20 protein-coding genes and 1 other annotated feature are annotated in these 18679 nt (G+C 66.0%); of the genes, 18 read left to right on the plus strand and 2 right to left on the minus strand.

What is annotated here, in order from left to right:
• Positions 1–206 precede the first annotated feature (206 nt).
• The 7 genes from GN330_RS04445 (at position 207) to GN330_RS04475 (ending at position 6371) form a co-directional block, all read left to right on the plus strand.
• Positions 207–749 carry a hypothetical protein gene (locus GN330_RS04445; protein ID WP_156711431.1) on the plus strand — a complete coding sequence of 181 codons (543 nt, stop codon included), beginning with the start codon at positions 207–209 and terminating at the stop codon, positions 747–749.
• A gap of 106 nt (positions 750–855) precedes the next feature.
• Entirely contained in the window at positions 856–1017 is a 162-nt protein-coding gene (locus GN330_RS04450; protein ID WP_156711432.1) for a DUF1328 family protein, read from the plus strand.
• Between the two features lie 88 nt (positions 1018–1105).
• Entirely contained in the window at positions 1106–1987 is an 882-nt protein-coding gene (dapF, locus tag GN330_RS04455) for a diaminopimelate epimerase (RefSeq protein WP_156711944.1), read from the plus strand.
• Positions 1987–3267, plus strand: coding sequence for a tRNA (N(6)-L-threonylcarbamoyladenosine(37)-C(2))-methylthiotransferase MtaB (gene mtaB, locus GN330_RS04460; RefSeq protein WP_156711433.1), 1281 nt, complete (start codon positions 1987–1989; stop codon positions 3265–3267). The genes dapF and mtaB overlap by 1 nt, the downstream gene beginning before the upstream one ends.
• An 11-nt stretch (positions 3268–3278) precedes the next feature.
• On the plus strand, positions 3279–5096 hold the full coding sequence (ftsY, locus tag GN330_RS04465) for a signal recognition particle-docking protein FtsY (protein ID WP_156711434.1): 1818 nt from the start codon (positions 3279–3281) through the stop codon (positions 5094–5096).
• Positions 5097–5101: 5 nt separating this feature from the next.
• Positions 5102–5752, plus strand: coding sequence for a septation protein A (locus tag GN330_RS04470; RefSeq protein WP_156711435.1), 651 nt, complete (start codon positions 5102–5104; stop codon positions 5750–5752).
• A 4-nt stretch (positions 5753–5756) separates the two neighbouring features.
• Entirely contained in the window at positions 5757–6371 is a 615-nt protein-coding gene (locus GN330_RS04475) for a pyridoxamine 5'-phosphate oxidase family protein (protein WP_156711436.1), read from the plus strand.
• Positions 6372–6387: 16 nt separating this feature from the next.
• Here the strand turns inward: GN330_RS04475 and GN330_RS04480 are convergent, their stop codons facing one another.
• Positions 6388–7428, minus strand: coding sequence for a DUF2332 domain-containing protein (locus GN330_RS04480; RefSeq protein WP_156711437.1), 1041 nt, complete (start codon positions 7426–7428; stop codon positions 6388–6390).
• A gap of 297 nt (positions 7429–7725) precedes the next feature.
• On the opposite strand from GN330_RS04480, the gene GN330_RS04485 reads away from it, so the two are divergent.
• From GN330_RS04485 to GN330_RS04500, 4 genes are all read left to right on the plus strand, one after another.
• A complete protein-coding gene (locus tag GN330_RS04485) occupies positions 7726–8523 on the plus strand; it encodes a transporter substrate-binding domain-containing protein (protein ID WP_156711438.1) in 798 nt (265 codons plus the stop codon).
• A gap of 67 nt (positions 8524–8590) precedes the next feature.
• Positions 8591–9412, plus strand: coding sequence for an amino acid ABC transporter permease (locus tag GN330_RS04490; RefSeq protein ID WP_156711439.1), 822 nt, complete (start codon positions 8591–8593; stop codon positions 9410–9412).
• A 297-nt stretch (positions 9413–9709) separates the two neighbouring features.
• Complete coding sequence (locus GN330_RS04495; protein WP_246188492.1) at positions 9710–10360, plus strand: class I SAM-dependent DNA methyltransferase; 651 nt, start codon at positions 9710–9712, stop codon at positions 10358–10360.
• Positions 10361–10422: 62 nt separating this feature from the next.
• Positions 10423–10911, plus strand: a complete 489-nt coding sequence (locus GN330_RS04500) for an MgtC/SapB family protein (RefSeq protein ID WP_156711440.1) — start codon at positions 10423–10425, stop codon at positions 10909–10911.
• 36 nt (positions 10912–10947) lie between these two features.
• On the opposite strand, the gene GN330_RS04505 is transcribed toward GN330_RS04500, so the two are convergent.
• Positions 10948–11664: a hypothetical protein gene (locus GN330_RS04505; protein ID WP_156711441.1), complete on the minus strand. Its 717-nt coding sequence runs from the start codon at positions 11662–11664 to the stop codon at positions 10948–10950.
• A 99-nt stretch (positions 11665–11763) separates the two neighbouring features.
• On the opposite strand from GN330_RS04505, the gene GN330_RS04510 reads away from it, so the two are divergent.
• The 7 genes from GN330_RS04510 to GN330_RS04545 all read left to right on the plus strand — a co-directional run bounded on the left by GN330_RS04510 (position 11764) and on the right by GN330_RS04545 (position 18672).
• Positions 11764–12318 (plus strand): MarR family winged helix-turn-helix transcriptional regulator, encoded by a 555-nt coding sequence (locus tag GN330_RS04510; RefSeq protein ID WP_156711946.1) that lies wholly within the window; start codon positions 11764–11766, stop codon positions 12316–12318.
• Positions 12319–12450: 132 nt separating this feature from the next.
• Positions 12451–12506 (plus strand) — a sequence feature (sul1 is cis-regulatory element that is thought to sense ions involved in sulfur or methionine metabolism; They are found in Alphaproteobacteria).
• A gap of 72 nt (positions 12507–12578) precedes the next feature.
• A complete protein-coding gene (locus tag GN330_RS04515) occupies positions 12579–14063 on the plus strand; it encodes a SulP family inorganic anion transporter (RefSeq protein WP_156711442.1) in 1485 nt (494 codons plus the stop codon).
• Positions 14064–14099: 36 nt separating this feature from the next.
• Positions 14100–14948, plus strand: coding sequence for a universal stress protein (locus GN330_RS04520; protein WP_156711443.1), 849 nt, complete (start codon positions 14100–14102; stop codon positions 14946–14948).
• Positions 14949–15285: 337 nt separating this feature from the next.
• A complete protein-coding gene (gene leuC, locus GN330_RS04530) occupies positions 15286–16692 on the plus strand; it encodes a 3-isopropylmalate dehydratase large subunit (RefSeq protein WP_156711445.1) in 1407 nt (468 codons plus the stop codon).
• A gap of 8 nt (positions 16693–16700) precedes the next feature.
• Positions 16701–16859, plus strand: a complete 159-nt coding sequence (locus GN330_RS04535; RefSeq protein WP_156711446.1) for a hypothetical protein — start codon at positions 16701–16703, stop codon at positions 16857–16859.
• Positions 16828–17283, plus strand: coding sequence for a hypothetical protein (locus GN330_RS04540; protein WP_156711447.1), 456 nt, complete (start codon positions 16828–16830; stop codon positions 17281–17283). The genes GN330_RS04535 and GN330_RS04540 overlap by 32 nt, the downstream gene beginning before the upstream one ends.
• A gap of 189 nt (positions 17284–17472) precedes the next feature.
• Complete coding sequence (locus tag GN330_RS04545) at positions 17473–18672, plus strand: GGDEF domain-containing protein (RefSeq protein ID WP_156711448.1); 1200 nt, start codon at positions 17473–17475, stop codon at positions 18670–18672.
• Positions 18673–18679: the final 7 nt, after the last annotated feature.

Below are 18679 nucleotides of genomic sequence, written 5' to 3' on the forward strand. Positions count from 1 at the left end.
ATGCCGACCAGATTGTCACGACCGCACCGGCAAAGCCCTTATCTCGTTTGCCATGAAACGTCGAGCATCGCTCAATCGGCTCGGCCTTGACGGCGCCGGCGCGCCGGTCTCGCCTGCTTGACGTCGCCGCTCGCCCGTGGCGTAGGATAGGCGGGGCATTGATGGGGGATTGGACAATGCGCGGATTGCGGGCGATCTTGGTACTCATGACAGCAGCAGGACTTTCCAGCGCCGCCGCCGCCGGTTCGATCGCGGACAAGGGCGTTGAGGCCGAAAACCATGTCGCCGCCGGTGATCCGACCGCGGCCATCGAAACCCTCGACGCCGCCATTGCCGAGATCTGGGACGCCATGCCGCTGACCATCCGCAAGGCGGTGCCCGTCGACAGCGCCACCGGCTACGGAGTCTACGCCCGGCGCGACAACACGATCTACAAGATCGGCGAAAAGGTCCTCGTCTATGTCGAGCCGATCGGGTTCGCTTACGGGCGCGGCCCGCTTGGCGACCGGCTGATCTCGCTCGGCGTCGATCTCGCCATTCTCGACGCGAACGGCGACAAGGTTTTCGGCAAGGAAGACTTGATGCGCCTCGAACTGCCGGTCCGCTACCGCAACCGCGAGTTCTTCCTGACGCTCAACATCAATTTGGAAACTCCGCCGCCCGGAAAATATACCGGCCGTTTCCTGCTCAAGGACAATCATTCCGACAAAACGGCCGAATTCGAGATCCCCTTCGAGGTCGCGGGCTGATCCACAGCAGTTTCATCGCCGTGGCGGGAACGCGATGCGTTCTGCTGCGTTCTTCCTGGTGTTGCCTTCGGGGCCGGGCCCCGGGCGTCAAGCCGGAGAAAAACATATGCTCAAATGGATTTTCATCCTTCTCGTCGTCGCGGCCGTGGCCGGCCTGCTCGGAATGAACTCGCTCGCCGGCGCCGCCATGACCGGCGCCAAGGTGCTGATCGCGATCGCGCTGATCCTGTTCCTGCTGGTGCTGTTCGGTCTGGTGGCGATCGCCTGACGCGCCCGACGCTTCCTTGCCGGCCGCGCGTCTGGTAATTGCGGCCCCGTTCCGCCATATAGGGGCCGGATCGACAGGCATGACCGGCATGGACGAACGCCCACCTTTTGCGAAGATGAACGGGCTCGGCAACGAGATCATCGTGGCCGACATGCGCGGGCGCGCCGACCGGGTTGCGCCGGCCGCCGCGCGCGCGCTCGCCGCCGATCCGGCGACCCGCTTCGACCAGATCATGGCGATCCACGACGCAAAAACACCGGGCACGGCGCATTATATCGAAATCCTCAATTCCGACGGTTCGTCGGCACAGGCCTGCGGCAATGGCATGCGCTGCGTGGTGCAGGCGCTGGCGGCCGAAACCGGCACGCGCCGCTTCACCTTCGAGACCGTCGCCGGCATCCTCAATGCCGAGGAGCACGCCGACGGGTCGATTTCCGTCGACATGGGCATGCCGCGTTTCGGCTGGCAGGACATTCCGCTCGCCGAGGAGTTCCGGGATACGCGCATGATCGAGCTGCAGATCGGCCCGATCGACGCCCCGGTACTGCATTCGCCCTCCGCCGCCTCGATGGGCAATCCGCACGCAATCTTCTGGGTCGACGAAGATGTGTGGAGCTACGATCTGGAGCGGTTCGGGCCGCTCCTGGAAAACCATCCGATCTTCCCCGAACGCGCCAACATCACCATCGCCCGGGTGACCGCCCCGGACGCCGTCACCATCCGAACCTGGGAACGCGGCGCCGGTCTGACGCGGGCCTGCGGCTCGGCCGCCTGCGCGACAGCGGTCTCGGCCGCCCGCACGCGCCGCACCGGCCGCATCGTCACCGTGACCGTGCCGGGCGGGCCGCTGGCGATCGAATGGCGCGACGACGACCATGTCATCATGACCGGTCCGGCCGAATGGGAGTTCTCCGGCCGCTTCGACCCTGCGACCGGAGCCTGGACCCGCGACGCGGAAGGCGTGGTCTGATGGCGGTCGACATCGTCACCTTCGGATGCCGCCTCAACACCTACGAATCGGAGGTCATGCGCCGCGAGGCCGACGCCGCCGGTCTCGGCGAGCTCGAAGGCGGCGTGGTCGTCTTCAACACCTGCGCCGTCACCGGTGAGGCGGTACGCCAGGCCCGGCAGGCGATCCGCAAGGCCAGGCGCGAGAACCCGCAGGCGCGCATCGTCGTCACCGGCTGCGCCGCACAGACCGACCCCGATGCCTTCGCGGCTATGGACGAGGTCGACCTTGTGCTCGGCAACGAGGAAAAGCTGCACAGCCACAGCTACCGCGCCCTGCCCGATTTCGGCGTCAACGACACCGAGAAGCTGCGCGTCAACGACATCATGTCGGTCACCGAGACCGCCGCCCACATGGTCGACGCCATCGAGGGCCGCGCCCGCGCCTTCGTCCAGGTGCAGAACGGCTGCGACCACCGCTGCACCTTCTGCATCATCCCCTATGGCCGCGGCAATTCACGCTCCGTGCCGATGGGCGCCGTCGTCGAGCAGGTGAAGCGGTTGGCCGGCAATGGTTATCGCGAAGTGGTCATTACCGGCGTCGACATCACCAGCTACGGCGCCGACCTGCCCGGCACCCCCCGGCTCGGCCGGCTGGTGCGCACCGTGCTCAAACAGGTGCCCGACCTTGAACGGCTGCGGTTGTCCTCGATCGATTCGATCGAGGCCGACGACGACCTGATGGAGGCGCTCACCACCGAGACCCGGCTGATGCCGCATCTCCACCTGTCGCTGCAGTCCGGCGACGACATGATTCTCAAGCGCATGAAGCGTCGCCACCTGCGCGACCATTCGATCCGTTTTTGCCAAGAGGTCCGCGCTCTGCGACCCGACGCCGTCTTCGGCGCCGACATCATCGCCGGTTTTCCCACCGAGACCGAAGCGATGTTCGAAAATTCGTTCAAGATCGTCGCCGAATGCGGCCTGACTCATCTGCACGTCTTCCCCTTCAGCCCACGCGAGGGCACCCCAGCCGCCCGCATGCCGCAGCTCGACCGCCGCATCGTCAAGGACCGCGCCGCCCGGCTGCGCGCGGCGGGCGAGGCCGCCTATCGCGCCCACCTCGACACACTTGTCGGCTCCACGCAGAAGCTCTTGATCGAGCGCGACGGGATCGGCCGCACGGAAGGCTTCGCCCTTGCCGCAGTCGACGCCGGCGCGCCGGGCGAGATCGTGCCGGCGCGCATCGCCGGCCATGACGGCGCTCTGCTGAAAGCCCAATTCCTGGCCAAGGCGGCCTGACGGACCAAAGCATGGCATTCGGATTCATCAAGAAGGTCTTTTCCTTCGGTCGCAAGAAGGTCGAGGATCGCGACGAGGACGGAGCACCGCTGCCTGAGACGGCGCAGCCGGACGATGCGGCAACTGCGGCCCAAGACGCAGCGGTCACGCCGGCCGGGGCGACCGAAACCCTCGAGCCGGCAGCCCCCGAACCCGCGGACCAAGAGCCCGTCCGGCCCGAGCCGGACGACGAAGCCGGAACCGAGCACCGCAGGGACGATGGGCCGGAGGCCCGGCCGTCGGACATCGAGAAGATCACGGCCAGGGCGCCGGATCAGGACGGCGAAGAATCCGATGCGCCCTTATCGGCCCCGGAGCACCCGGACGCCAAGCCGGTCGACCCGCCTGCACCGCAGACACCGGAAGACGAACCCGCCGAAGAGACCATTGACGCGGAGCCGCTGCGCCCCACGACCGCCGACGATACGAGCGATACGCGGGAAACGGCCGCACCCTCGCCAAGCGCCGGCTCCGAACCGATTGCCCCCCAACCGGCGGCCGCCGCGCCGGCCAGGCCCAGGGCCTCGATCAAGAAAGCCGACCGGCCCGCCTCGACCCAAAAGCCGGAAGATGACCCCATTGCTCCCCGACCGGCTGAACGGCTGGCCGGCGACAAACCCGTTACGCCATCCGAGCCGGAGCCGGGCACCCCGGAGGCGACGACGCTACCGGAACCGGCTACGCCCGACATCGTGCCCGACGCCTCGCCCGACCAGCCTGAGCCGGCGCAAACCGAGCCGGATGCCGATCAACCGGCCGCGCCACGAGCCCCGCCAAGCCCGAACCCTGCCGCACCGGCCGGCAAGGTCACGGTGGCCAAAACCGTCGAGGCCAAACATGCGGACGAACCGGCAGAACCCGAGGCGGCGGCACGGCCGAGCTGGTTCCAGCGTCTGCGCCAGGGGCTGGCGCGCTCCTCGCGCGAGCTCACCGGCAACATCGCCGGCGTCTTCACCAAGCGCAAGCTCGACGACGACGCGCTGCAGGATCTCGAGGACGTCCTGATCCAGGCCGATCTCGGCATGGAAACGGCGATCCGCATCACCGACACGCTGGCATCGGGCCGCTACGGCCGCGACGTGTCGGAGGAGGAAGTGCGCGCAGTGATGGCGAGCGAGATCGAAAAGGTGCTCGCGCCGGTGGCGCTGCCGCTCGAGCTCGACCTGTCGCACAAGCCGCATGTGGTGCTGGTCGTCGGCGTCAACGGCACCGGCAAGACAACCACGATCGGTAAGCTCGCCGCCAAGCTGACCGCCGGCGGGCTCGACGTGATGCTGGCAGCCGGCGACACCTTCCGCGCCGCCGCGATCGAGCAGCTCAAGATCTGGGGCGAGCGCACCGCCTCGCCGGTTGTGGCTTCCAAACTCGGCGCCGACGCGGCCGGCCTAGCCTACGACGCCTTCGAACAGGCCAGAGAGGCCGGCTCCGACGTGCTGATCATCGACACGGCGGGCCGGTTGCAGAACAAGGCCGAGCTGATGGCCGAGCTGGAAAAGATCGTGCGCGTGCTCGGCAAACTCGATCCCGAGGCCCCGCATACCGTGCTGCAGACCGTCGACGCGACCACCGGCCAGAACGCGCTCAACCAGGTCGAGATCTTCCGCAACATCGCCGGCGTCAACGGTCTGGTGATGACCAAGCTTGACGGCACGGCGCGCGGCGGCATCCTGGTCGGCATCGCGGCGAAGCACAAGCTGCCGGTCTATTTCATCGGCGTCGGCGAACAGGTCGACGACCTCGAACCCTTCTCGGCCGGCGATTTCGCCAAGGCGATCGCGGGCGTGGCGTGAGTGGCATGAACCAGCAGATATTCGAACACGAACCCGACAACCCCAAGCGCAAAGCGATGAATCCGCTCCTGAAACTGGTGCTGGAGCTGGGACCGCTGGTGGTTTTCTTCTTCGCCAATGCGCGCGGCGAGTGGCTGGCCAAGGTTTTTCCGGCCCTGGCCGCGTTCGGCGGACCGATCTTCATCGCCACCGGGCTTTTCATGATCGCCACCGCGCTGTCGCTGGGTGTGTCCTGGCTTCTGGTGCGCTCGCTGCCGATCATGCCGCTGATCTCGGGCGTAGTCGTGTTCGTTTTCGGCGCGTTGACGCTGTGGCTGCAGGACGACACCTTCATCAAGATGAAGCCGACCATCGTCAATTCGTTGTTCGGCGCCGTTCTCCTTGGCGGCCTGCTGTTCGGTCGTTCCCTGCTCGGCTATGTCTTCGACCAGGCCTTCAAGCTCGACGCAGAGGGCTGGCGCAAGCTGACCTTCCGTTGGGGTCTGTTCTTCTTCTTCCTGGCCGTTGTCAACGAGATCGTCTGGCGGTCTTTTTCCACCGACATATGGGTGGCCTTCAAGGTCTGGGGCATCATGCCGATCACGCTGATCTTCACCTTCAGCCAGATGCCGCTGATCATGCGCCACTCGCTCGACGACCAGTTCCGCAAGGGGTAAGGCGATGCGTTTCATCGACAACCGCGAGGAATTGCGCGACCACTACAAGACGCCCAGCGACCGGGCGGTCCGCAAGGAACTGGGCGCGCTCGACGGACATTGCCGCGCCTTCATCGAAAAAAGCCCCTTCGTGCTGATCGGTTCGTCTGGCGGGGCGGGCAATGGCGACGTCACGCCCAGGGGCGACCGGCCGGGCTTCGTCGCCGTCCTCGACGACACCACGCTCGCCATTCCCGACCGGCCCGGCAACAACCGGCTCGACACGCTGGAAAATGTGATCGCCAACCCCGCCATCGGTCTGCTGTTCCTCATCCCCGGCATGAACGAGACCTTGCGGGTCAACGGCCGCGCGCGCATCACCGTGGACGAGGCGCTGCGAGAGCTTCTTGCCGTCGACGGCAAGAAACCGGCCACGGTAATGATCGTGTCGGTCGAGGCCTGCTACATGCACTGCGCCAAGGCGTTCATGCGCTCCGCGCTCTGGGATCCGCAATCCTGGCCGGCACGCGGCGCTATGCCGACGCTCGGACAGATTCTGACGGACCAGCTCGCCATGACCACGCCGGCCGACCATACCGACCGGGCCCTGGAGGAGGGTTATCGCAAGTCGATGTGGTGACCTCTGCCCCGCACGCTCAGAGCCATTCGATCCAGCGGCCGTGATAGTCGCAATGGGCGAGCCGTCGGGTTTCGCCGCCCGGCCATACCGTCAGGCTCAACGTCGCATGCGGATCGCGGGTATCGACAGGCTCCATGGCCACCCGCGCGATCGGATTGTCCGGGCCTGCCGCGTCACCCGCCGTGTCAAGCGCCGCCTCGATCCTCGCCTTGGTAGCCGCCGGCAGATATTGCCACATGATGGTGTGAAACAGCACCAACCCCGTTCCCGGTTTTCGCGCCGAAAGCTGGCGGTCCACAAAATCGGCCGCGTCGGCCTGCTGTACTGAAAACGGCGTCTCCTCGGCAAGGCCGATCGCGGCGTCGAGGCGTTGCAGCCGCGCCTGCTGATCGGGCCACACATAGGAGCGCAGCCGCAGCCTCTGCGCCGGGTCGTGGCAGTCGATCGGGCGGATGTCACTGCCGGCGCGCGCGACGATCTCGATGGCTGCATCGAGCGGCGGTGTCTTGCCGCGAACCTCCGATTGGAGCCGCACCGGCGAGGTGGTCTCGCCCCAGCGTGATGCGCCGTAATCGTAGTGGAACCGGTCGAACAACAGATTGAGCCCCGCGCTGGAGCCGATCTCGGCCACGGCGACCGGCCGGTCGAGTTCCCGCGCGGCGGCTAGGAGTCCCGGCAGGATCATGCCGGCGCGGGCGATCTCGTTGGTCTGCGGCGCGCTGTCGAGCGCGCGTACCAGCGCCTCGTCATTGCGCCGGATCGCGGCGTCGAGCTCGGCGCGGAAAGTCGGCTCCGCCACCCGCGCCGGCGGATAGAGCCCGGCCAGGGCGTCGTCCTCGCCCGCCAGGACCAGTGCGTGCAGCCCGCCGCACAGCCTGAGCGCAAGCGCGTCGGCGCGTGGATCGCCGTCCCATTCCAGAACCGCCAGACCGGTCACGCTGGAGCGATCGAGTATTGCGGCCAGGGCCCGGCACAGCCGCGCCGTAAACGGCGAGCCGAGCGCAGCGCATCCTGCCGCCTGACGTTCGAAATCGGCCCGGATATCATTCTGTCTCATTGCGCACTCCAGGCTCGGGACCTAAATCGTCATATGTCGTCGGGATTGGAAAACGGCGCGCCACCGCCGCCTTCCTGCACCTGTCGCTCATGCGCCAGCATCCAATGCACGCGCGGATAGGTCATGCCGGCAGGCTAAAACCTTTCAGGCCCGGATTGAAGCAAATCCATTTCTCGTCTCCTACGAAACCCGGTTTGACGTCGCGAGACCCTACACGCCTTGCGTGCCGGCGTCCGGTCGCTAAACTGCGGCCCGAACCGGCCGCGACGGCCGGGACGCTGCCCCCAGGAGCTCCAGATGTCGAAATTGCTGTCAACGTTCGCCGCGCTTGCCGCCCTCGTCTTCGTCCCGCTTGCCGCCCAGGCGCAGGACGTTCCCGATCTCGGCGGCCGCACGGTCGTGGTGGTGACGGAAAACGCCTACCCGCCGCTGCAATTCGTCGATCCCAAGACCGGCGAGCAGATCGGCTGGGAGTATGACGCCATGGCCGAGATGGCCAAGCGGCTGAACTTTTCCGTCGAATATCAAAACACCAGCTGGGACGCGATGATCCAGGCCGTGTCCGACAGCCAGTACGATCTCGGCATGACCGGCATCACGATCCGCGACGACCGCAAGGAGAAGGTCGACTTCTCCGACCCTTACATGCATTCGGAAATGCGCATGCTGGTGCGCGCCGACGAGGAACGGTTCGCCGACGAGAAGGAATTCGCGGCCAAGGACGACCTTTTGATCGCCGCCCAGCCAGGCACCACGCCGTTCTACGTCTCCGTCTACGACGTTCTCGACGGCGACGAGGCCAATCCGCGCATCAAGTTGTTCGAGACCTTCGGCGCGACCGTGCAGGCGCTGCGCGCCGGCGATGTCGACCTCGTACTCACCGACGGCGTTGCCGCCAACGGTTATGTCGCCGCCTCGGACGGCAAGCTGAAGGTGATCGGCGGCCCGCTCGGCTCGGAGGATTTCGGCTTCATCTTCCCGAAGGGCTCCGATCTGGTCGAGCCTTTCAACGCCGCGATCACGGCGATGAAGGCCGACGGCACCATCGACGCGCTCAACAAGAAGTGGTTCCTCGACTACAAGCTGGGACAGTGATGCCCGGCAGCGCCCGCGTGCGCCGCAAGGGCGGAAGCGGGCACTTGCCTGAAAGCGCCAAAACCTGATGAACCAACCATCCGCTTCGTCCACCAGGGAGTTTCCCTGGTGGCTGCTCGCCGCCGCCATCATCGCGGCGACGATCGCGATCCTGATCGCCGCCAGCGACCTCTACTCCCAGGTCTTCGCCACCGTGTCGAAGGGCGTCGCGATCACCGTTTTCGTCACCGGCGTCGCCTTCGCGCTCGCTTCGCTGATCGGCCTCGGCACGGCGCTGATGGCGCTGTCGGGCTCCGTGGTGCTGCGCCAGATCGCCCGCTTCTATGTCGAGATCATCCGCGGCGTGCCGGTGCTGGTGCTGTTGTTCTGGATCGCCTTCGCCGGCGTGCCGGCCTTCGTGGCGTTGTGGAACCTGGTGACAACGCCGCTGCGGGATGCGGGCATGCTGGAACCGCTTCTGGTTCGCGACGTCTCGCTTTTGTGGCGCGCGATCATCGCGCTCACCATCGGCTATTCGGCCTTCATCTCGGAAGTGTTCCGCGCCGGCATCCAGTCCGTCGACGGCGGCCAGATCGAGGCGGCCAAGGCACTGGGCCTGTCGCGCGTCCAGCGCTTTCGGCTGATCATCCTGCCACAGGCAATCCGCATCATCCTGCCACCGCTGGGCAACGATTTCGTCGCCATGGTCAAGGATTCCTCGCTGGTCTCGGTGCTCGGCGTCGCCGACATCACCCAGATGGGCAAGATCTACGCCTCCGGCTCGTTCCGCTTTTTCGAGACCTATTCGATCGTCGCCTATATCTATCTGATCCTCACCGTCAGCCTGTCGCTGGCGCTGCGCGCGCTGGAAAAACGCCTGCGCCAAGGCGAGGCGCAGCGATCGCGCTGACGCGCACCACACGACGGCATCGGCTCAAAGACCGGTTTCAATCGCCACCTTGCCGTGCCGCTCGCGCGGCGTGCTGAGATAATCGAACGCAGCGCGGTAGTCTTCCATCAGGTAGACGCGGTCGATGCGCGGCGACAACCGGCCGCCTCGTTGCCAAGCCGGACCAGGAATTGCCGAAGGCTGACGGCATGGCGATCCCTATCAGGTCCATGTCGCCCCAGGTGAGGGCGAAAACCCCGACACGCAGACAGGCGGACGCGTGTCGCGGCTTGGCATCGAGGGCCGGAGGGCGTTAGCATGGCGGCCATGTCGGAACATCCCTCTTCCCCACCGCGCCCGCTCGACCAGGTCTATGCGGCCACGACCGAAACCGAACTCGCCGACGCTTATGCGGCCTGGGCGGCCGGCTACGACCGCGAGACGGCCGAGCTTGGTTATTGCCTGCCCTTCCTGATCACGAGTTGGCTTGCCCGCCACGTTCCGGCCGGCGAAGGGCCGATCCTCGACGCCGGCTGCGGTACCGGCCTGTCCGGCCCGTTCCTGAAGGCGCTCGGCTACGACCGGCTGGAAGGGCTCGACCTGTCCGACGAGATGCTGGCGATCGCGAAGTCGCGGCAGGCCTACGGGACGCTGAAACAGGCCGCGCTCGGCGAGGCGCTGCCGTGGCCGGACGGCCATTTCCGCGCCGTAATCGCCGCCGGCGTGTTCACCGCCGGCCACGCGCCGGCGAGCGGATTGGACGAGATGGCCCGCATCACCCATTCCGGCGGGCACGTCATGTTCACCGTACGCGACAGGCTGATCGCCGAGGCCGGCTTCCAGGACCGTTTCGACCGCCTTGAACAGGCCGGTATCTGGCGCCCGGTCGAGGAAAGCCCACCCTTCCGCGCCTTCGCGGTGGCGGAACCGGACGTTTTCGTCAAGACCTTCGTCTTCCGGCGCGCCTGACCGGGCGGCACGCGCGCCGGCAACCTTTACGCGGGCACGGCGTTTCCCGCACGAGGCACGCCATGGAAACATTCTTCACCGATTTCGGCCGCGCGAGCTGGCTTCCCTTCGAAGTGATCGCGGCCCGGTTGCTGCTCGCCGCAACGCTCGGCGGCGTCGTCGGCTTCGAGCGCGAATGGCGCAACAGGCAGGCAGGCTTGCGCACCCATATCCTCGTTTGCCTGTCGGCGGCGACGATCGCCGTGCTTACCATCGAGATCACCCACCTGCCCGCCTTCGAGGACGACGCCATCCGCATCGATCCGGTCAGGCTTGTCGAGGCGGTCACGGCCGGCGTCGCCTTTCTCGCCGCCGGCCTCATCGTCTTCGCCCGTGGCGAGGTGCATGGCCTGACCACGGGCGCCGGCATGTGGCTGGCCGGGGCGGTCGGCCTCGCCTGCGGTCTCGGCTTCTGGCAGATCGCGCTTGTCGCGACCCTGCTCGCCGTCATCGTGCTGGCCGCGCTCCGCCTGGTCGAGCAGCGCGCGAAAGCCGGCAAGGGCGGCGACTGACCGGCGCCCGGCCCTGTCCCCGCCCGGGCTTCCGCTTCACTCCTTGCGCATGATGACGCCCGGCTGCGACAGGTCGCCGGACGCAACGTCGTAGACCCCGGTCACGCACAGAAGCGGCGCCTGGCCTGTCTCGTTGACGGTCAGTTCGGACGTGACCGCGTCGAACGAGACGGTTTCGCCATCCGCGACCGGCACGGTGATCGCCACACGCTTGCCGTCGAACAGGGGCGACATGCCGGGACTGTCAAGCGCAAGCGGGAGCATCGGGGCCGTCGCCGGCAACATGTCCACGCCGGGCGAGACATCGCGCACCTTCAGCCCCGCGCCGCAGGCCGTGTCCTCGGCGAGCACCACCCAGTGCGAATGCCAGTTCGCCCCGTCATTAGCCGGATCGCCGTCGCCGTTTTCGTCGAACAGCGGCGTGTCGTCGAAATCGGGATGCGCGGTGACGGCAAGGGCGAGAATGCCCGAGCCGGCCGCAAAACCCGCCACTGCGGGGTCGAGCCCGGTCGGCCACACATAGGCGGCTACCTTGGCACCCTTGAGCTGTCCGACCGCTTCCGGCTTTTGCGACCCCGCCTCGCCCGCCAGCTCCATCATGAAGGTCGCCAGCCGGCCGTCGGTCGTGGCCGACGACACAACGATGTCGAAGGCCGGCGGCACGGCGTCGTCGACCGGGCTTTTGATGTCGTGCGCAAGCGCGGGCAGGGACGTGCCGGCTGCAAGCAGCGCGGCGAAAACAAATCTCGTCATCTGATCCTCCTTATTAGTATCGATACGATACCATTGCGCAACTACCACGGCCGCGGCCGACTTGCAATAGTGGTATTGTTACGATACTAATTAGTGACGATGGAAACGCACCGGACTCTGGACCTCGTGGAACGGCTCGCCCGGCTGGTCGGCCAGACCGGCCACGCACACGGCATGAAGCCGGCGCAATGGGACGCACTGCGCTATCTGGCAAGGGCCAATCGCTTCTCGCGCACACCCGGCGCCCTAACCGCCTATCTCGGCGCGACCAAGGGCACCGTCTCGCAGACCGTAATGGCGCTCGAACGCGCCGGCCTGGTGGAGAAATCGCCGCATCCCGGCGACCGCCGCTCGGTGCGGCTGGAGCTGACGCCGGCTGGCCGCGCCATGCTGGACAGCGACCGGATCGAGACATTGCGCCGCACGTTGACCCGTCTGGCGCCCTCACGCGCCGAGGCGCTCGAGGATGGCCTCCAGGCCCTGCTCGCCGGGCTTGTCGCCGAGGGCGGCGGCCGGCCTTTCGGGCTTTGCCGCGCTTGTCGCCATTTCGGCGAGGACGCCCGAGGGCCCGGCCGGCATGCCTGCCGGCTGCTCGGCGAAAACCTGTCGGGCGCCGAATCCGATCAGATTTGCGTCGAGCAGGAAGCCGCCTGACGCCGCCGTCCGGAACCCGAAAGGCCGGGGTCGGGCGGTTGCGGTTTGAGGCGCAACATCAAAAAACCTGCAGCCCTCCCAGCTTGGACGGCTTCCATTCGAAGCTGATCGGCTCTAGGGAAGGGGCATTCATTCGGACCCGGTGAAACCCCGGGTGGCTCTTCCGGCCGCCGACCCGTCGGACAACTACACCCATACCGTCTTTCTTTGCGGTCCTACCCTGTCGGGCCGCGGTTTGGGTTTTGACTTCCTGGACCCCGATGCCATCACTTTACGCCTATCGCGCACAATGGTTTTCCAACATCCGCGCCGATCTTCTCGCCGGCCTCGTCGTCGCGCTCGCGCTCATTCCCGAAGCCATCGCCTTTTCCATCATCGCCGGTGTCGACCCGAAAATCGGCCTCTACGCCTCGTTCTCGATCGCCGTTCTGATCGCCTTCGTCGGCGGACGGCCGGGCATGATCTCGGCCGCGACCGCCGCGACTGCGGTGCTGATGGTCACCCTGGTGCGCGATCACGGCCTGCAATATCTGCTCGCCGCGACGGTACTTGCCGGACTGCTGCAAATCGGCGCCGGGCTGTTGAAGCTCGGGCAGGTGATGCGCTTCGTCTCGCGCTCGGTGATGACCGGCTTCGTCAACGCGCTCGCCATCCTGATCTTCATGGCCCAGCTCCCCGAACTGATCGGTGTTCCGTGGCTGACCTATGTCATGGTCGCGGCCGGCCTTGGCATCATCTACCTGTTTCCCTATCTCACCAGGGCCGTTCCCTCGCCGCTGGTCTGCATCATCGTCCTGACGACGATCGCCATCGCCTTCGGCCTCGACGTGCGCACCGTCGGCGACATGGGCGAACTGCCGTCGACCCTGCCGATCTTCCTGATCCCGGACATCCCCCTCACCCTCGACACGCTGCTGATCATCCTGCCCTATTCGGCCGCCGTCGCGGTGGTCGGGCTCTTGGAATCGCTGATGACGTCGCAGATCGTCGACGATCTGACCGACACGGCGTCGGACCGCGACCAGGAATGCATCGGCCAGGGCATCGCCAACACCGCCACCGGCTTCATCGGCGGCATGGCCGGCTGCGCGATGATCGGCCAGTCGATCATCAATGTGAAGTCGGGCGGTCGGGGTCGGTTGTCCACCTTCGCCGCCGGTGTGCTGTTGTTGTTCATGATCCTGGTGCTTGGCGACCTCGTCAGCCGGATTCCGATGCCGGCGCTTGTCGCTATCATGATCATGGTGTCGATCGGCACGTTCTCATGGTCGTCGGTCAAGAACCTCCGGGACCATCCGCGCTCGTCCTCGATCGTCATGCTTGCGACGGTGATCTGCGTGGTGTTCACGCACAATTTGGCGATCGGCGTGTTGGTCGGCGTGCTGTTGTCCGGCATCTTCTTTGCCTGGAAGATCGCCCAGCTGTTCCGCGTATCGTCAACGCTGAGCGCCGACGGACGCCACCGCGCCTATGTGGTGGAAGGTCAGCTCTTTTTCGCCTCGGCAGAGGATTTTATGGCCGCTTTCGACTTCAAGGAGACCTTGGAAAAGGTAACGATCGACGTATCGCGCGCCCATATCTGGGACATTTCCAGCGTGACCGCCCTCGACATGGCGGTGTTGAAATTCCGCCGCGACGGCGCCGATGTCGAGATCGTCGGCATGAACGAGGCCAGCGAGACGCTGGTCGACCGGCTTGCCATCCACGACAAGCCCGGCGCGCTCGACAAACTCATGGCGCATTAGGGCCGTCTACGGCTAGGCTTCGGTCAGGAGAAGAAAATGACGGCCAAGATCATCGCGCTTATCGACGGCTCGACCTACTCGAAAAGCGTGTGCGAAAACGCCGCCTGGATCGCCAAACGCACAGGCGCGACGGTGGAATTGCTTCACGTACTCGGTCGCCGCGAGACCGCCTCGTCCGACCTTTCCGGCACGATCGCGCTCGGCGCCCGCTCGGCTCTTCTGGCCGAGCTCAGCAGGCTCGACGAAGAGCGCGCCAGACTCGCCCAAAAGCGCGGTCGCGCCATACTCGAAGACGCGCAGGCAATGCTGGCCGAAGCCGGCGTCGAGGCGAGCATGCGCCTGCGCAACGGCGATCTTCTGGAAACGGTGGCAGAGGCCGAGAAGCAGGCAGACCTGATCGTGATCGGCAAGCGCGGCGAGGGCGCCGACTTCGCGAAACTGCATCTCGGGTCCAACCTCGAACGCATCGTCCGCTCCGCCACCCGCCCGGTCTACGTCGCCGCCCGCGCCTGGCGTCCGGTCGAAAAGCTCCTGATCGCCCATGATGGCGGGCCGAGCATCGGCCGCGCGGTGGACCATATCGCTCGCTCGGCCCTGTTCATGGACCTCGACCTTCGTCTTCTGGCAGTCGGCGCTGACACCGCCGAACACCGCCGCAGGCTTGCCGACGCCGAGGCCATGCTGAAAGCCGGCGGCCACCAGGCCATCTCCCGGTTGGTCCAGGGCCAGCCGGACAAGGCAATCGCCGAGACGGTCGAGAAGGACGGCATCGACCTCCTCGTGATGGGTGCCTATGGCCATTCGCGCATCCGCTCGATGATTATCGGCTCCACCACCACGGAAATGATCCGCGCCTGCAAGATCCCGGTTTTGTTGTTCCGGTAGCGGAGCGCGCGCACGGAACACCGCACGTGGCGCGGCGAGAAACGGCAGAGCGGTCGGCAACGTCCGCCCCGGACCTCGGTGCGACAGCCGGCCAACGCCTGGTTTCGGCCGGCCCGCACTCAGATTGCCGCCCTGCGTCTTTGCTGGTATGAGCCACGCTATGGAAGAATTGTTCGGCAATCCGGCCTATAAGCGCTTTGCCCTGCAGGACAGAAAGCGCCTGCCGGCGCGTTTTTTCGCGCGGATTTCGGGTGCGAAGGCGACCCGGCGCGCCTGAACGCCGCCCGCCCGGCGACCCGCCGGTCCATCCAGCTCTCCTATCGACGGACGCAAGACAATGACCGCTCCCCGCACCCTTTACGACAAGATCTTCGACGACCATCTGGTCGACCGCCAGGACGACGGCACCTGTCTCCTCTATATCGACCGCCATCTCGTCCACGAGGTAACAAGTCCGCAGGCCTTCGAAGGCCTCAGAATCGCTGGCCGCAAGGTGCGTCATCCCGAAAAGACGCTCGCCGTCGTCGATCACAACGTGCCGACCACCGACCGCTCGCACGGCATCGCCAATCCGGAAAGCCGCATCCAGGTCGAGGCGCTGGCCAAGAACGCTGCCGATTTCGGCATCGACTATTACAACGAGGTCGATCTGCGCCAGGGCATCGTCCACATCGTCGGGCCCGAGCAGGGTTTCACCCTGCCCGGCATGACGATCGTCTGCGGTGACAGCCACACCTCGACCCATGGCGCCTTCGGCGCGCTGGCGCACGGCATCGGTACTTCCGAAGTCGAGCATGTGCTCGCCACCCAGACGCTGATCCAGAACAAGGCCAAGAACATGCTGGTGCGCGTCGACGGGCAACTGCCCGACGGCGTCACCGCCAAGGACATCATTTTGGCCATCATCGGCGAGATCGGCACGGCCGGCGGCACCGGCCATGTCATCGAATATGCCGGCGAGGCGATCCGCGCGCTGTCGATGGAAGGCCGCATGACAGTCTGCAACATGTCGATCGAGGGCGGCGCCCGCGCCGGCCTGATCGCGCCCGACGAGACCACCTTCGACTATGTCAGGGGCAAGCCCCGCGCGCCGAAGGGCACGGCCTGGGACATGGCCATGGAATACTGGAGAACGCTGCGCACCGACGAAGGCGCCCATTTCGACCGGACGGTGGTGCTCGACGCGGCCAATCTGCCGCCGATCGTCACCTGGGGATCCTCGCCCGAGGACGTCGTCTCCGTCACCGGCGTCGTGCCGGACCCCGACGAGATCGCCGACGAGAACAAGCGCAACTCCAAGAAGCGCGCGCTCGACTATATGGGCCTGACGCCGGGCACGAAGATCACCGACATCGCGCTCGACCGCGTCTTCATCGGCTCGTGCACCAATGGTCGCATCGAGGATCTGCGTGCCGTGGCCAAAGTCGTCGAGGGCCGCACGGTCAGCGAGCGCGTCGATGCCATGATCGTGCCGGGTTCCGGCCTGGTCAAAGCGCAGGCCGAGGCCGAGGGCCTGGACGCGATCTTCAAGGCGGCCGGCTTCGACTGGCGCGAACCGGGTTGCTCAATGTGCCTGGCCATGAACGAGGACCGGCTGAAGCCGCAGGAGCGCTGCGCCTCGACCTCGAACCGCAATTTCGAGGGCCGCCAGGGTTTCAAGGGCCGCACCCATCTGGTGTCGCCGGCCATGGCCGCGGCGGCTGCGATCGCCGGCCATTTCGTCGACATCCGCGACTGGCGCTGAACGCTCCCATGACCGCTCTGCGAGGTCGCCCGCCTCAGCCGGCGGCCTCGCAGAGCGCGATTGCCGCCGTGCTGACCAGCTCGCAGTTTTTTGTCTTCCTCACCGCGATCTGGCGCATGTTCGGCGCGTTTGCGCATGACGGTCAGCAAGCCGGCAAGCAAAGCTGATTGCATATATGAAGCGGCCGTGAACGGCGCGATCACGCCCGCTTCAGGCGCATACCTCCATCATCGCCCCGTTCCGGCTCGCAAATCGCCGGTCTTTGTGGAGGAAACCGCCATGCTTGCCAAAACCACGATAACAACGCTCACCGCGATCCTGCTCGTGACATCGCTCGGTCCGTCTTTCGCCGAGATGAAGATCAAGAAGCTGAAGGCGACCCGCGAACAGGTCCGCACGGCCTGCGAAAAAAACGACGACAATATCGGCTACGGCACCCACGCCGACAAGGGCGGCTATGGCTGCGTGACCGATAACGGCTTCATCGACTGCAAGGAAAACGGCGAGTGCACCGGTGGCACGGCCGAACGCCGTGTCACGACGCGCCGCCTGCCGCGCCTGTCCCATTCGGGCAACCTCGCTCGCCGCTAGGATCGTTGGGTGGAACTGGTACCGTTTTCCGCCCACCGCCCGGTCCCACCGAAGCCCGTTCGACGCCCTTTGCATCCTAAGGTGCAAAGGGCGTTGCCACATCAAGAATCCGGACTAGGCGCCGCCGGCATTAACCTCTTTTTCGAACCCTCGCGCTAATGTCACACGGCACGCGAACAGGAGCCGGATATGAGTGCTGCCGGATATATTCTGGCGATCAACCTCGTCGTCGCCGGCCTTTTCGCCGGCGCGTTCGCATGGGTCAGCATTTACAGCAAGGTCCGCGTTCCTGCACGCTGGATCGCCGCCAGCTTCGTTCTCGGAATGGTGAATTTTGGCGTGGAATGGATGGTTTCGGCCGTCGACAATCCGCGTTTCGTCGTGTTTTCGGCCTTTGTCGTCTCGATCGCGGCCCAGATCACCTTCAATGTCGGTGTGCTGAAAAAATACGACCTCCGCATCCCCTGGCGATTTCTGGCGATCCTGGTGTTTGCGTCGCTGCCGCTCAATGTCGCCATCTACGACATGCCGCGCGACTCGTTCACGCGCGTGCTGCTTTACCAACTACCCTATTTCGTCATTCAGGGCACCGCCGTGCTGCTTCTGATCCGCGCGCCGGGCAAGCGTTATCTCGATATCGCGCTGACCGGCGTACTGGGCGCTGGGGCGCTTCACTTCCTTGCCAAACCGTTCTTTGCCGCCGCCTTCGGGCCGGGCGATCGCCCTCAAACCTATGTCGACAGCATCTACGCGCTGATCTCGCAATCCATGGGAGCGGTCCTGATCGTGGCGACCGGCCTGCTGGTGGCGGTGATCCTGGTGCGCGACCTGTTGATCGACGCGACCACGAAGTCCGAAACCGATTCCCTGACCGGCCTGCTCAACCGCCGCGGCTTCGAGGAGCGCGTACCGCAGGTAACGCGACTGCTCGGCGAAACCCGGATCCCGGCCTCGATCGTCATTTGCGACCTCGATCATTTCAAGGCGGTCAACGACAGTTACGGCCATCCCGGCGGCGATCTCGTCATTCGCGCCTTCGCCGCGCAACTGATCGAGGCGAAGGCGGAAAACCACGTCGTCGGCCGCATCGGCGGCGAGGAGTTCGCCATCCTGCTGCCGGGCGCCAACGCCGCCGCGGCGCGCCTGTTCGCGGAAGCGATACGCAGCGCCTTCGCCGCGCTCGAGATCCAGGGCATGCCCGCACCCGTGCGCTTCACCGCCAGCTTCGGCGTTGCCGAACTGAAAGCCGACGACATGCTGTCCGATATGCTGCGTCGCGCCGACCTGGCGCTGTACGAGGCCAAGAACAGCGGCCGCAACTGCGTGCGCGTCGCCCCGAGGATCGTGCACGACAACGGCGACCGCCGCACGCAACGCGCCATGCGCTGACACGGCA

The organism is Nitratireductor arenosus, assembly GCF_009742725.1.
Classification (GTDB): domain Bacteria; phylum Pseudomonadota; class Alphaproteobacteria; order Rhizobiales; family Rhizobiaceae; genus Mangrovimarina; species Mangrovimarina arenosa.